The following is a 14,997-nucleotide window of genomic DNA, read 5'->3' on the forward strand; positions in this document are numbered from 1 at the left end:
TGAAATCACCATCACTGGAACAGTGACTCCAACTTTTGCCTGGTACTTTGACGCTGGATTGACCCAGCCAATTGCTTCAAACTTTAGCCCGACTGGCACTGGGTTAATGTATCAGATTGACCCGGCTAGCGGTCAGCTTTCAGTTTACAATGCTGGTAAAGGAGATAAAATTTACTTTTTGAAAATTTCAAGTCCTGATATTTGTGAGGTGACTTCGAAAGCGGATGTCTCAGTAACAGAAATACCTTCACCAATTTTTAGTGTAACCGATGTACTTTGCTATGGAGAATCCTCAGGTAAGATCAAAGCGATTGGTGGGATTCAAAGCAATCTTCAGTTCAGTGTAAATGGCGGACCGAGGATTTCATTAGCCCAGCTTGAGGCTTTATCCTTTGTTGCTGGCGATTATGAAATCAAAACTTTCATAGAAACATCTGAATGCCCCGATACTCAACTATTGACTATCGTTGAGCCCGACATATTCGATATAGAAATCTCAGGTCTTGTGAATCCGATCTGTGGAAGTCCGGATGGAAAGTTCAGCTTCACTATCCAAGGGGGAATACTACCTTACGTCATTACGATCAATGCACTTCCTTTGGCATCATTCAATCCAACCCAAATTGGAAATACTTACACGATTGAAAATCTGGAGCCAGAAACCTATCTATTGACAATAACAGATAAAAATGGGTGCGTGATTACAGAATCTGTAAAACTGGAAAACAGTAACCTTCTACCGATCTCCGCAGAGGATATGGAGGAAACCGTATGCAAAGGGGAAGTGGTTACATTTAATCCGGTTTTAAATAATTCCTCAGGAGTTTCACCTAGTTATACTTGGTATTTGGATGAAGGGCTTACTCAAGTAATAACCTCCAACTATAATCCTGCACAAGATGGGGTTATGTATGCCATCAATACCCAATCCGGTGCCCTGACAGTATATAATCTTCCAGCTGGGGATTTTTTATATTTCTTGGTAATTAAAGACGAGAAAATCTGTGACATTGTAGTTAAAGCGACCGTTCAGTTGACAGATTTTCCTACTTCCGAGTTTGATGTGGAGAATATTGTATGTTTCGGAGATGAAACTGGAAAAATTATCCTGACTTCAGTTGAGGTAGCAGATCATCGATATACAGTGAATGGAGGTCCGGAGCTGACTAAAGCACAACTGGAAAACCTTAATCTTGGAGCGGGAATCTATATTATCGAAACGAAAATAGTTAACTCCGAATGTCCGGATATTCAGACGATTGAAATTACACAACCAGATGAGCTAATTTTAAAAATTGAATCTTCGCTTAATCCCACCTGCGATGAGGCCAATGGAGATATAGTATTTACAATATCTGGAGGGGAGGGTGAATACACTGTTTTAATAAATGGAGATCCGCTGGATAAGTTTATTTTCGCTGAAACCAATGGTCGATACGTGGTGACTAAACTTGCTCCCGGTTCCTATGAAATCACAGTAAAAGACGCCAATGGATGTACCAGTGATTCATCTGTGATAGTTGACCTGGTCAATTTTGATGCGGTACCGATTACTGGTAATCCTGTGACAGCTGTTTCATGTGAAGGCTCCCCGCTTGTTTTTGTGCCTGATTTTGATTCTGGAGGGGTTGAAGTTACCAAACGATGGTTTAGAGATGAGAATTCAACCCAAGAAATCATATCTAATTACAATCCTGCCGATAGTACGGTGATGTACGAGATTGATGCCAATTCAGGAGAATTGACAGTTTACAATCTTAAAGCTGGAGAATATAAATTCTACCTTCAACTTAGCGATCCTCAAATCTGTACACTCGCGTTAATCGCAGAAGGAACCGTAAACGAAGGTATCCAAGCTGAATCAAATGCCACACCGGAGATCTGTTTTGGTGCTGAAGATGGAACCATTTCTATAAAAAATGTTAGCGGCGGTAGTGGCAATTATGAATTCAGTTTAGATAATATTACTTGGAGTGCTAAATCTGAATTTGAAAACTTGGCAGCTGGTATTTATTCAGTATATATTAGAGACATAGGTGGTGCAGTTCCATGTTTATTGATTATTCCAGAAGTAGAAGTTGAGGGACCTACAACTCCAATTGCTATAAATGATGACTTTGTACAAATCAATGCTTCCTGTGATCTTCCAAATGGAAGTATTAGCAACTTAGAGATTACAGGTGGATGGGGAAATTATACAGTAGAATGGAGAAAAAATGATATTGCCGGACAGATTGTTCCCGGCGATAAAACTGGTGCTTCAAACCTGGCCCCTGGAATTTATGTTTTAATAATCAAAGACGAAAAAGGCTGCGAGGAGGTAATTGAATTTGAAATTTTAGCCCAAGCAAAGCCTGAGTTTATACCAATAGATCCTAATAAAATCTGTGAATTTAGTACTGCCACCATTGGAGTTATAAATACCGTTTCGGGATCTTCTTCAACTGATTTTACTTGGTCAAAGAATCCGAATCAAAGTGTTGTGATTGCAAATGGTGCTGATCCAACTATTCCTGGAGTATCCTATCAAATCCGAGAAGAATTAAATTCAATTTTCTTGGATATTGAAGGATTGCCAGCCGGCACCTACACCTATTATTTCTTTACCGAATGTACCGGGCAGGAAATCCCAATTACCATAGAAGTTTTGGCAACTCCTTCTCCCGTTTTTGAGGTAAACTCCATCTCATGTCATGATGAAAATGATGGCAAAATTACTCTCATCTCAGGAGGGGGCACCAACATTACCTATACTTTGGATGGAGGGAATACTTTCATTTCCCAAAGTGAGTTAGAAAATATGCTGTTCAGTCCTGGTGCTTATACCATTCAGGCTCAAAATGAATTAGGTTGTATAAGTGAAGGGCAAATCATGACTATAGTAAATCCGGAACTTTTAGAAATTCAATTAGTGGATTCTGGAAATACCGCTTGTAACGCTGAGAGTGGTTTTATTATAGTTGAGCTTAGCGGTGGTACACTTGGTTACACGATTTCCTTATTTAAGAATGGTCAAAAAGTATCATCTGTAGAAACAACTCAATTGACCTATCAATTTGATAACCTTGGAGTAGGCAGTTATCAGGTTGAAATAATTGATTCCCAGGGTTGCACAGCTACATTGATCTCAGCATTTGAAATAAAGGAGGCTCCAACGAAGATTATTATTGCTGACTCGATTGAAAATTGCGCAGAGGAAGTCATTACTCTATCTCCAACATTAAACCCAGTTGTTTCAAACCCAGTTTTCATTTGGTATTGGAATAACCCAACTGCAGCAAATGTGATTTCTGATAATCAAATGATAGGAACTGCGAGATTTAATATCTCTTCATCCGGTCAAATTAACATTTCAGGATTAGCCTCTGGCACTTATAGTATTTGGGTTGAAGCCACAGGCTTGGATGTTTGTGAGGGTGATTTAAAAGAGGTTAAAATCTTAATGAATCCAACTCCGGTATTCTCAGCCTCGGTACTGGAGGAAAATTGTGTCGGTGAGGGTGGAAGTATACTTATTGCCCCAGCTGCTGGTCAGACTCTTACTTATAGCCTTAACGGCGGACAATTTATAGCCTATCAGGGTAATAAAATTGAGGGACTTGCCCAAGGGGCTTACACATTGGCAGCAAAAAATCAATTCGATTGTATCACTGTTTTGCCTGACTCACTTGTGATATCAGGGCCTCAAGCTGCCATTTCAATTAGTAACATGGAAATCAGACAATCCAACTGCGGATTGGACGACGGCCTACTGAGATTCCAACTTTCAGGTGGCTCACCGGATTATAAGGTCCAGTTGCTCGATGGAAATAAAGTAGCAGTGCGGCCTGTGTTTAATTCATCAGGTGGCCTCGTTGAATTTGTAAATTTGCCTCCATCCAATTATCAAATCCAAATAACTGATAGTAAGGGTTGTATTCTTTTAGAAGATAAATTGCTCTTGACAGATGTGCCTCCAGTCATTCAAGCCGAAGACGTGGTCATTTGTGTGGGTGAACAGGCGGTGATTCAACCGGAATTGATACCGTCGACTTCGAATCCAGCTTTCCAATGGTATTACGATTTAGCACTTTCAAATCCAGTGGTCTTTAATGCCGGACCAGATCAATTTGGGGCAACTTACACCGTGTCCAATTCTGGTGAACTCACTGCCACCGGTTTGCCGGGAAGACCAAACCCATATAGCTTCTTCATTGCAGTCAATCCAGGACAAATTTGTGCTCCGGCTGTGAAAGAGGTAAAAGTAACAGTGGTTCCATTGCCTACCTTAAGGGTTTCAAATCCTTCGATTGTCTGTGATCCTAAGGGAACAGTGAACTTAAATGCCTTTATTGAAGGCTTTAATTCAAACCTGTTCGATTATAATATCATTTCACCAAGTGGCTCACCAATGAGATTGGATGAAATTACCGCTGTTAACCAATCTGGTAATTATATCGTGAGTGCGAGTGTCAAAGGCAGAAATTGTTTTACTCCAACACAAAGAATTGCGGTGATTATCGCATCTGAGGAGTTGATAGCCGAGTTCCAGTACGAGATTAATCTTCCAGGACAGGATTCTATCGTTAATTCGGATGTACAAGTTCTGGAAGACATTGAATTTGAAGATACCTCTCAAGGTGACGTGATTATCTGGAACTGGGATTTTGGAGATGGAAATACCAGTTCATTACAAAATCCGGTACATCAGTATGCGGCTGCCGGAAGGTACACAGTGACACTAACAACCATTGACCGCTTTGGTTGTCAATCCCAATACCAACGGATAATTGTAGCATTGGATGATTATCTTATTATTATACCTAATGCATTTACGCCTACGAGTCTGAAAAACACCTTCTTTTATCCTAAATACAGGGGAATTGTATCCCTGGAATTCTACGTGTTCAATACTTGGGGTGAATTGATATTCCATTCAAAATCCTTAGAAGGTCCCGGATGGAATGGGACTCTCAATGGAGTGGAAGTCATGAACGGCAACTATGTGTATCGTGCCGACTTTGTGACCAATTCTGGAGAAAAAATTTCCAAAGCAGGAGTGTTTATTCTAATTAGGTAAAATCAAAGACTCTTTAATCAAAGCACTTCAAAATGTAATTTCCCTTGGACACACTATTTTAAATCACTTTTGGGTTAAATTCTTCTTGTTCAGAATATTCAAGAGATTCGGTTTTATGCTTCCCTAGCTTTAAAAAATTATCTGAGAAGTGTCAAATAAGCCAAAACATGGTAGCCTGCTTCAAAAAAAACAATAAGATTTTTGAGGAGTATTTTTTTAATTGTCTAATGGGTTTTTAACAGAGATTTTATGTCGTTTGTCATTTTTTCTGTAAAAATTTCCGAACCTTCTTTATTAAGGTGCTGAGAATTATAAAAATATTTCTTCTGATAGGAAAGTGTATCTTTTGAATAATCAAAAAACGGTAATTCATATTTATTTGCAAAGTCGTAGTATAAATCAAAAATTTCCTCACGATTAATTATTAGGTGCTGACTTTCAATATATTCAGGAGTGAAAACAAAAATTACTTCAATATTATCATTTTTGCATTTAGATAGAAATGTGTCCATTAGTTCGATGGTCTCTGAATCTATTTCTATCTCTACTCCTTCGGGATTCTTTTCTTTGTAGTCATCGAAAGAATTATCCCAGTTTAGGTCCATACCCAAATATCCTTTATACTTACTATTGTCCAAATTCATTGGGACAAAATATTCTTGGAGTCCAATTTTGATTATTTCCGTAAAATTGCGGTATCTGTAAAACGGTAAATTATAATCAAAAAAAGAAAATCCGATAAAGTTTTTGGTTAATTTCTTTATAGCTGGATTGAAGATGTACGGAAAAAATTGCTCATAATTAAACAGATCATCTCGTTTCGATAAAGTTGTAATATCGAGAGTCTGTATAACTAATTTAGGTTCTTTGTTATATTGAAGGTATTCAGAATACTTGCCGTATTGCATATTAAAGCTGTATCCATCTATCCCCAAATTATAACTATTAACATTCAATATACTATCTATGATTTTTGGGCTGACATGAACCCATGCTCTCGAACTACCATTTATAACAATGTCAGGACTCATATTCCCAGAGTAGATATCATTCCATTCTTTGTAATCTCCATATTTCGTTTTCTGTAAACCTTTTGTTATGAAGAAATCAAGGATGGAAAGAATAATAACAAACGGAATGATAAATAAGCCTATTTGAAATAAAAGTTTCTTCATGAGTAAAATAGAAATATTAATTTTTGGGAGTTATCTGAAGATAAATTTTCAAATTTTGAAAAACATGATTTTATATGCAATTCATTTAAACTGCATGATTTTGTGTTTAAAGAAACTCTTTTCTCCGAAATATTTTTTTTGGGGATTGAGTGTGTATCAATCTTTTTTTGAATTTTAATTTACTACAGTTCAAAGTAAATAAATAATGTCTTAACCACCTAGAAATAATTTGGTTCGATCTGTCAGATTCAGTTGAAAAAATGGTTCTTGATCTTGGTGCTGATCTATCAATTCACTTTAAGTTTAGTGGAAGACTAAATGAAGACTTAGTGACAAATAGCTGATTAGTTTTTTGGATATTCAAATGAATTAATCCACCTCTTTTTCACTGCGTTCAGCTGGCACATCGTTCTTTCCTAAACTTATTCCTTTTGAGCGATTTATGGTAGGAGACTAGGATTAGCGTTCTGACATAATTCGAGGTGAGATCCGCAAGCAATATTTGCCTTATTTTAAAAGAAAAGGCCTCTGGATTCCAGAGGCCTTTTTAGTAGGCAAATGCCTGACTTAAAACTTAACACAAAACAAATTTCAGGAAAAAAAAACATTCAAAAAATACCCTCTAGAGGGTATTTTTTGAATGTTTTAAAACTTTAATAGTGGATTTTTCAAAGAAATCGAGCCTGCTGGAGGCAGACAGGCAAATCGACACTGGGATGCCCCGATGGCCCCGATAGCTATCGGGGGGGGGCTTTCATGCGAGATACACTCTAACTTCCCAACCTCCATACTTCCTAACCTCCAAACTCCCCACTGGAGACAAAAGTCCAAAGAATAGCACCCTCCAACCCTGACAACAATTACAACCCGACAACCCTTTTTCAACCACTCACCACTGACAAATTTCCAACTCCCTACTACCCTCAAACTCTGCAATTAAGAAATATTAACTCCCTAAAGAAATATACCGCTCGTTTGGAACAGCCTTTGCCTTAATATGAACAGTTTTTATTTACTTTGCTTCGAAATTTGTCACCCAACTCTGACATTTTACTAATCAATCTATCTAAAACTAATTAATTAAAAAAAATGAAACAATCCATGTTCGCTTTTTCTCTCAAAAAAACCCTTTTCCTGGCCTTGTTTGCCATGTTAGCAATGGGTGCTTGTAAGAGTAAAAAGAAAGCGGTTCAACCCGCTCCAGCTCCAGCTCAACAAGAAGTTGTGACGCAACAAGCTCCACCACCACCACCAGCAAGATCAGCTGAAGAAATCGCTGCCGAAAAGCTTGAAAATTATTTCAGGTCAGTGGCTACAGCAGGTAATGTGAACGCTGCTAACCAGTCTATTCAGGAAACACTCGCGATGTTCTCCAATCAAGAGACCCCGGTTTTGATCGTAATCCATGAAGAAAATGGAATCAAAGACTACGATGAGCCAACCACCATCAAGAAGTACCTAGAATACCTGAAAGACACCAAGAAAAACCTCAATTACATCTCTGATATCAGAATGGATGCAAATGGGAAAGTGTCCGAACTGGAATTGAGAAGAAAATAATAATCACCTAGAAATTATAAACAGATGAAAAATAAATTAATACTCTTCTTGGGTCTATTCCTCTCTGCTTCTTTTTTCGCGATGGCACAGGATAATATCAGCCCATCACGTAAACAAGCCATTGACTCTTTGGCTTTGGAAAAAGTAAAGGACCTTTCAAAATATATTGCCATCATCGGTAGCAAAGAGACACAATTCTCCGAGGCAAACCGCGTTATGGACAGGGCAGAAGAACTCTTCGCACCAGGTGCTGAAATGGGAGTGTCCTCTATCAATACGCAAGAGATCGCTTATTATAAAGTAAGAAGATACTTTGAGCGATTGATGGCCCTTAACTATGACCGAGTAAATATCACTTGGTATGATATTCAATACATCTCTGATTTGGAAAGACAACCGGACGGTAGATATGTCGGTGTAATTACGATCTATCAGCGATTCGAAGGTACTTCCATTGAAACAGGGATGAACTATAAAGACACCACTAAAAAAGACATCACGATCTACGTTGAGAAAAAGCAAACCCAGATCGCAGGTCGTACTATTGAATTCTGGGACGTCATGCTTGGAGACGTGAGAGTGACCGAAACTTCCGCATGAGAAAAATCTTTCTGATTATTGCGCTTTTTAGCGCAGTCATCTTCAATGTTCCGGGGCAAGGCTTAGGCGGCCCCGGAACTATTAAGGATGATGGCAGATTTGCCGCCTCAACCAAACAGCTCAATCAATTTTTTAGAAGATTCAATGGAGAAGAATCCGTAGATGGTAATATTCGGTTTTACCCAGGCGATCCACTTTACAGAGATGCAGCCCTGAGAAAAGGATTTTTGAGCATTCTATTCGATAATCAGACGTCAACAGTTCCCGCGGAGCTCAAAAATCAATTTATCCAAAATGCCAACTCTGATGTGTATCCAAATTACCTTGTTTTCCATCGGGAAGGTTGGTATGCACAGGTAGAGGCTGAGTTTATGTTTAAAGGGAAAAGAGAAAAAGCAACACTTTTTATGAAAATCCAGCCGGAAGGTCTGGGCTATGAATGGGTAATTGATCAGGTGGTATTCGAGCCGTTCAAAAATCTATTCAACAAACCAGTCGGTAATAAGAAGGATTTCTTGCACCCCCTCAGTCATGAATTGGGCTTCATGAACCTCAGAAGAGCATTTCAAGACTCTAATGCCCCAGAATCTTTTACTTCAAATTCTTACAAACCGGATTATCTGGCAATCTTCTTGTATGAAATGAAGCAAAATAACCTTCGATTTGTCACCGTTACCGGCACGAAATTTCATTTCTTCCAGATTCAAGGTTGGTATTTTGAAGTCAATCAATTCAATCGACCAGGGTTCAATACGGGTTGGTTGATTTCTAATTTGGTCAGACTCGGACCGGGAGACAAGGAGACTATTCTCAAATATATCTATGATCAGGAGTAAATATTTCCTTTTTACAGGCTTCTTCCTTTTTCTTAATCTATCGCTCGGTGCCCAAACTATCAAGGGTTACACTAAAGAGCAGGTAAAGGAATTCTCCGGAAAAGTGGAAGATCAAATAAGATTTCTGGAATACTTGCTGAATACTATCGGCAGTAATGAGACCTCGGCCAGAGATAAGGATGTGATCATCCGTGAAAGCTACCTCAAAATCTTCAGGGATGAAAAAGTCCAGGTAGAGGACGACCTTTTGCTGGACAGAAAAGTGGTAACAAATAAGGATGTCACAGCATACCTCAAAGACATTGAGTTTTTCTATAAAAACATAGAATTCAAATTCAAAATACGTGAAGTAAAGCCCGCCCAAAAGGATAATGGTGAAGTCTATTTTATTGCAACCCTAGATCGGACCATTTCAGCTACAGCAATTTCTGGGGAAAAAATCACCAATACCAAACCCCGATTTGTTGAAGTCAACCTCAATGAAAAATCTCAGGATCTCAAAATCGCCAGTGTCTATACCACTAAAGTAAGTAGGGACGAGGAATTGAAGGCTTGGTGGGAATCCTTGGATACACCGTGGAAATCCTATTTTCAATCCAGATTTAATATGAGTCCAGCTGATGACGCTGACTTTTCTTGGATTTATCGTTTTGTGGGGGTGGACTCATTGGATATATCAGGAAATAGATCCATTAAAACACTTAGTCCATTATTTGAACTTCGTGATCTGAAAGTGGTCAACATCTCCAATACAGGAATCACTGACCTTAGTCCAATATCTAATGTCACATTTTTAGAAAGTCTCAACATTTCAAATACCGCCACAAGCGATATTCAATTTGTCAAGTATTCAGACCGACTGAAACACCTGGATATTTCAAATACTAAAATTGAAGATATCTCTCAGTTGCTCAACTTGAAAAGTTTGGTGTCTCTAAGGATTGAAAAAACTCCCATCCTGAGTTTTGCAGTTCTGAATGAATTCAAGAATCTTACGCAATTGGACCTTACAGAATCTGGTTTTAATAACGTTGAAAATATCAAAGAACTAAGCAATCTGGAAGTTCTCAAACTGAGTGGAAATTTCATGATCAATATTTCCGCTTTGTCCGGTCTGTCCTCCTTGAAATCTCTTGATCTTTCCAAAACAAATATTCAGGAAGTATCCCCTCTTCTAGGTTTGGAAAATTTGGAATTGCTCGACCTTACAGCTAGTGAAATAGCTAATATCACTCCTCTTGAATCTCTCCCTAACCTGAAGAAAATACTGGCGGATGAAACAAAACTTACGCCCCTTGCAGCTGATGTTTTTGTTCGCAAAAATCCCCGAGTTTTATTAATTCACCATGTCAAAGATCTTGAAAGCTGGTGGTCTAGTCTTTCAACGGAATGGAAGACAGTCCTTAAGAAAATCAATCCAACTATCATCAATGACTCACCCGGAATCGAAACATTAACCCAAACGGTACGAGTTAATATCCTCAATTTGGATAGTGCTCAAATCGATAATCTCATTCCGATTACACGCTTTGTCAATCTTGCTGAACTGAATTTCTCCAACAATCCCATCTCAGATCTGCTCCCATTAAGTGAGGTTAAAACTTTGGTGAAATTAGTTGGAAAAAATACCCTTGTGTCTGACTTGGCTTTTCTCAATGAAAATGAGCTTTTAGAATACATCGATCTTGAATTCAGCCCAATAAAAAGTATCTCTGAGATTGCTGTTTTGCCAAAACTTAGCTACTTAAATGTGAATGAAGCTGATTTTGATCACAGTGTAGTCCCGGAAATTTTAATTCAGAAGCTGGAAATTAACATCATCTACCGAACCGAGGAACTCACTTCTTGGTGGAGTGAATTGGATTCTTCTTGGAAGGACGTCTTTAGAAATCAGAATTCCTTGCCCGAAACACCGGATGCGGAAGCACTTCATCTACTCGCCGCTAAGTCTGTACTTAACTTCCAAAGTGTTAGTATTCCTAATTTGATTCCATTGTCAGTATTTGTGAACCTCCGAAATCTGGAAATCTTTGATGCGCCAATTTCTTCCATTGCACCACTGAGTGCTTTGACCACGCTGACAAAGCTGAAACTTTCCCAAGTACCAGTTAACGATTTTCTCCCATTATCCGGACTTCGTGCGCTTGAAGACCTAGATCTTTCCAATACTGGCATAGGAGTATTGACACCGATCAGTAATTTATATGCATTGAAAAAACTGAATATCTCGGGCACCAATCTAAAAACGCTCAAAGGATTGGAAACTTTGGTAGATCTGGAGGAACTGGATGTGGCGAGCACAAACTTGAGAAGCTTAAAGCCAATCAACGGATTGACAAAACTTAAAAAACTATCCTGCTTCAACACCAATTTGAACTCCAGAGCTGTCGATTCCTTCAAGGCTAGCCATCCAAACTGTGAAGTAAGATTTTATTAAATTCTTATTTTAGTTAAAAAAAAAGGGGAGGAGAGTGGCTAAGCCAATTTTCTCCCCTTTACTTTAGATAAGCAAAATAAATCACAGACCAACTTATTGGCCTTCAGGATTAAACAGATTTCTTTTTTTTGCGGATATCAAATTACAAGGGTAAAACGAAGCACATACCTCTATGCTCTCAAAAATGGTCCGTGATGCGATAGGTGACTGGAGTTCCGATGGCGGTCAAGAACCAATTAACCATATTCTCTTTTTTCCTTTGTGGTAAAAAAATACCTTCTTCAGGAAGTCATAAAAAAAGTGTTATCCGATTTTCAGATAACACTTTTCATAATTACCAGAAGGAATAGTCCGTACGCTAACAAAACTATCCGAAAAATTCAGATTTTCACCAGATCAACTAAAAAAAACAAAAACAAAAGGGGCCTAAAAGTGCTGGAAAAATCCCTTTAATAGTTTCTAGAAAAAATTCTGAGAAAAGTTGCTTAATCACCCTTATCAAATGTACACCGAGCAAGACTCTAAAAAATACCCAGTACTGGGTATTTTTTGGTTATTAATGGGGTAAGTTTTCCACAGAATAGGATCTTTACAATGATCATTTTAATTATTTTTATATGAAGAACTTAGGAGAATTCCGTAATCTTGTTTAATGGAAATGACTTTAGAGTCAACAATTCCCGCTCTTTCCGCTATTCGATATTTGCAATGTCCGCTCTTTCCGCTCTTCGAGATTTGCAATCTCGAAGCCTTTTCATAGGATTTTAAATCCGAATAAATGAGTTGTCCTTACTGTTGTCCTGCTTCTCCAGAAGCCTCTCAGTTGTCCTGCTTCTCCAGAAGCTGGACTGCAGTAGAATGTAAGCTGTTAGACGTGAGTAGTAAGAGGTACTCACTGCTGTTCGACATTAGCAATGTCCGCTCTTCCAGGTTTGCAATCTCGAAGCTTTTTCATAGGATTTTTAATCCGAATAAATGAGTTGTCCTGCAACGGTCACCGATCATCAGACTTCAAACAACCATGACAACCATCACAAACCAGTTGTCCTGCTTCTCCAGAAGCCGGACTACCGTAAGATGTAAGTAGTAAAACGTAAGTAGTAAGAGGTGTGTGATAGAAAGAAGGCCAAAGTCTAGCAGCGTGTAACCATTACAACTCGACAACCATTACAAACCAGTTGTCCTGCTTCTCCAGAAGCTGGACTGCAGTAAAATGTAAGCCGTTAGACGTGAGTAGTAAGAGGTACACCAGAATCAAGAACCAAGATGCATGATTGGAAACCAAAAGCCCAAATTTTCCTATCCAGTAACCATGACAACCTCGATAACAAAGACAACCCTTCCAACCCACCCCTCTCCTTGCAAAATTCCTCAAACCCTTTAAATTTGTTTTACCGAGTAATTTTTTTACTCATTCGCTAATTCCCTTCGGGACTGAAAGAGCGAAGCTGTTTTTAAGAAGTATCAAGTATCAAGAGTAAAGTATAAGGACTTTTCCGCCTTTACTTCATTATTCAGCATTCAACATTCGGGATTCGATATTAAAATATTGGTATTCAGTTCTTCGTGGAGTCGTAGCTCAATTAAAACTTGATATTTGAAAATTGATCATTGGTCATTGAATTTGAAAATTGACCATTGGATTTCAAGAAACGAGAATCAAAACCTGTATTTAATAATTATAGAGAAACAATATTTGAAACCATAGGACTTGCTTTAAGAATTTCGGGGAACAAAGTTTAACAGCCACACTATTTAATCCTTAGCCAATCATCGCAAATGCTCTTTCTCTCCCTTAAGGGGGGCGGGGGGTACAACCCTTCCAACACTTGTTGTGAACACCTGTACTGGGCAGTTTGCCCGCCGCGGCGGAAAGTCGAACCATCGGACATCGGAAAACAATGACAACCCGACAACCATTCCAACTCCGACAACCCTTCCACCGGACATCGGACATCGGACAACAATGATAACCCTCAACAACCATTACAACCCTTCCAACTCCGACAACCCTTCCAACTCCGACAACCCTTCCATCGGACATCGGACACCGGACATCGGACAACAATGACAACCCGACAACCATTACAACCCTTCCAACTCCGACAACCCTTCCACCGGACATCGGACATCGGATATCGGACAACAATGACAACCCGACAACCATTACAACCCTTCCAACTCCGACAACCCTTCCATCGGACACCGGACAACAATGACAACCCGACAACAATTACAACCCTACCAACTCCCTCTGCTCGACTCCCTCGTTACTTCCAAAACCCGAATTAAGCTTCTCCTAAAGTTCTTTTCTCATGCCAATTCGGGATACCTGCGTTCACTCGCCAAAGAATTTGACGAGTCTACCAATTCTGTAAGAGTAGAACTCAACCGACTCACAGAGGCAGGACTGCTTTTAGCAGAGGATGAAGGCAAAACCAAAGTTTATCGAGCTAATCAATACCATCCTTTTTTCCATGAAATCAAAGGAATGGTAGGTAAATTCCTCGGTTTGGATGACTTGGTAGAAAAAGTCGTCAAACGAATGGGGAATGTTGAAAAAGCAATAATAACAGGAGATTATGCCATGGGAATTGACTCGGGAACCATCGATTTGACCCTCATAGGAAAAGATCTGGATAGCAAATATCTCAACTTCCTAATTCACAAAACCTATGAAAAAATCAACCGAAAAGTCCAAGTCTTAATTCTTGAATCCGACCCCGGCGAAATTCAAGGAATCATTGTCTATGGAAAGTGAGGTACTACAGCTTGTTTGGCTTCCCAAGGGATGGTTCTAATGGTTGTCATTGTTGTCCGCTGAAGCTGTTGTCATTGTTGTCAGTTAAAGCTGTTGTCATTGTTGTCAGTTAAAGCTGTTGTCATTGTTATCCGCTAACGCTGTTGTCATTGTTGTCCGCTAACGCTGTTGTAATGGTTGTCCGCTAAAGCTGTTGTCAACTTCTTATTATAATTGTTGTACTCTTCGCATTGTTTTCCTAATCCCAATTGAATTTCCGACAACCATGACAACAACGACAACCCTTCCAACCACGACAACCACGATAACAATGACAACCCTCCTTTCCATCCGTTCTAAATTTTTGATTCCCATAATCGGCGAAGGACGACAACCACGACAACCACGACAACAACTACAACAATTACAACCCTTCTACCTGCCTGTCTCGATTTATTATTCCTGTAAACTGTGAAGGAAATCAACCATGACAACAACGACAACCCTTCCAACCCTTCCAACCACGATAACAATGACAACCCTCCTTTCCATCCGTTCTAAATTTTTGATTCCCATCAGCGGCGAAGGCC

7 protein-coding genes are annotated in these 14,997 nt (G+C 39.1%); 6 read left to right on the plus strand and 1 reads right to left on the minus strand.

Annotation, left to right across the window (positions count from 1 at the left end):
• Positions 1-5,059 (plus strand): PKD domain-containing protein (locus ACK4HU_RS12140; protein ID WP_409807097.1); only part of this gene is annotated, 5,059 nt, incomplete at its 5' end.
• 224 nt (positions 5,060-5,283) lie between these two features.
• On the opposite strand, the gene ACK4HU_RS12145 is transcribed toward ACK4HU_RS12140, so the two are convergent.
• Positions 5,284-6,234: a hypothetical protein gene (locus ACK4HU_RS12145; RefSeq protein ID WP_409807099.1), complete on the minus strand. Its 951-nt coding sequence runs from the start codon at positions 6,232-6,234 to the stop codon at positions 5,284-5,286.
• A 1,089-nt stretch (positions 6,235-7,323) separates the two neighbouring features.
• Here ACK4HU_RS12145 and ACK4HU_RS12150 point away from each other — a divergent pair.
• The 5 genes from ACK4HU_RS12150 (at position 7,324) to ACK4HU_RS12170 (ending at position 14,428) form a co-directional block, all read left to right on the plus strand.
• The gene (locus ACK4HU_RS12150) at positions 7,324-7,794 is read left to right on the plus strand and encodes a nucleoid-structuring protein H-NS (RefSeq protein WP_409807101.1); all 471 of its coding nucleotides are present in this window, start codon (positions 7,324-7,326) and stop codon (positions 7,792-7,794) included.
• Positions 7,795-7,818: 24 nt separating this feature from the next.
• On the plus strand, positions 7,819-8,394 hold the full coding sequence (locus ACK4HU_RS12155) for a hypothetical protein (RefSeq protein WP_409807103.1): 576 nt from the start codon (positions 7,819-7,821) through the stop codon (positions 8,392-8,394).
• On the plus strand, positions 8,391-9,230 hold the full coding sequence (locus ACK4HU_RS12160; RefSeq protein ID WP_409807105.1) for a hypothetical protein: 840 nt from the start codon (positions 8,391-8,393) through the stop codon (positions 9,228-9,230). Before ACK4HU_RS12155 ends, ACK4HU_RS12160 begins: the two co-directional genes overlap by 4 nt.
• Positions 9,217-11,667, plus strand: a complete 2,451-nt coding sequence (locus ACK4HU_RS12165; RefSeq protein WP_409807107.1) for a leucine-rich repeat domain-containing protein — start codon at positions 9,217-9,219, stop codon at positions 11,665-11,667. Before ACK4HU_RS12160 ends, ACK4HU_RS12165 begins: the two co-directional genes overlap by 14 nt.
• A gap of 2,254 nt (positions 11,668-13,921) precedes the next feature.
• Positions 13,922-14,428, plus strand: a complete 507-nt coding sequence (locus tag ACK4HU_RS12170; RefSeq protein ID WP_409807111.1) for an ArsR family transcriptional regulator — start codon at positions 13,922-13,924, stop codon at positions 14,426-14,428.
• Positions 14,429-14,997 lie beyond the last annotated feature (569 nt).

This window comes from Algoriphagus sp., assembly GCF_046296635.1.
Classification (GTDB): domain Bacteria; phylum Bacteroidota; class Bacteroidia; order Cytophagales; family Cyclobacteriaceae; genus Algoriphagus.

Coding starts and splice junctions, on each gene's coding strand:
- ACK4HU_RS12145 (WP_409807099.1), bottom strand. CDS start 6,234: ATGAAGAAACTTTTATTTCAAATAGGCTTATTTATCATTCCGTTTGTT.
- ACK4HU_RS12150 (WP_409807101.1), top strand. CDS start 7,324: ATGAAACAATCCATGTTCGCTTTTTCTCTCAAAAAAACCCTTTTCCTG.
- ACK4HU_RS12155 (WP_409807103.1), top strand. CDS start 7,819: ATGAAAAATAAATTAATACTCTTCTTGGGTCTATTCCTCTCTGCTTCT.
- ACK4HU_RS12160 (WP_409807105.1), top strand. CDS start 8,391: ATGAGAAAAATCTTTCTGATTATTGCGCTTTTTAGCGCAGTCATCTTC.
- ACK4HU_RS12165 (WP_409807107.1), top strand. CDS start 9,217: ATGATCAGGAGTAAATATTTCCTTTTTACAGGCTTCTTCCTTTTTCTT.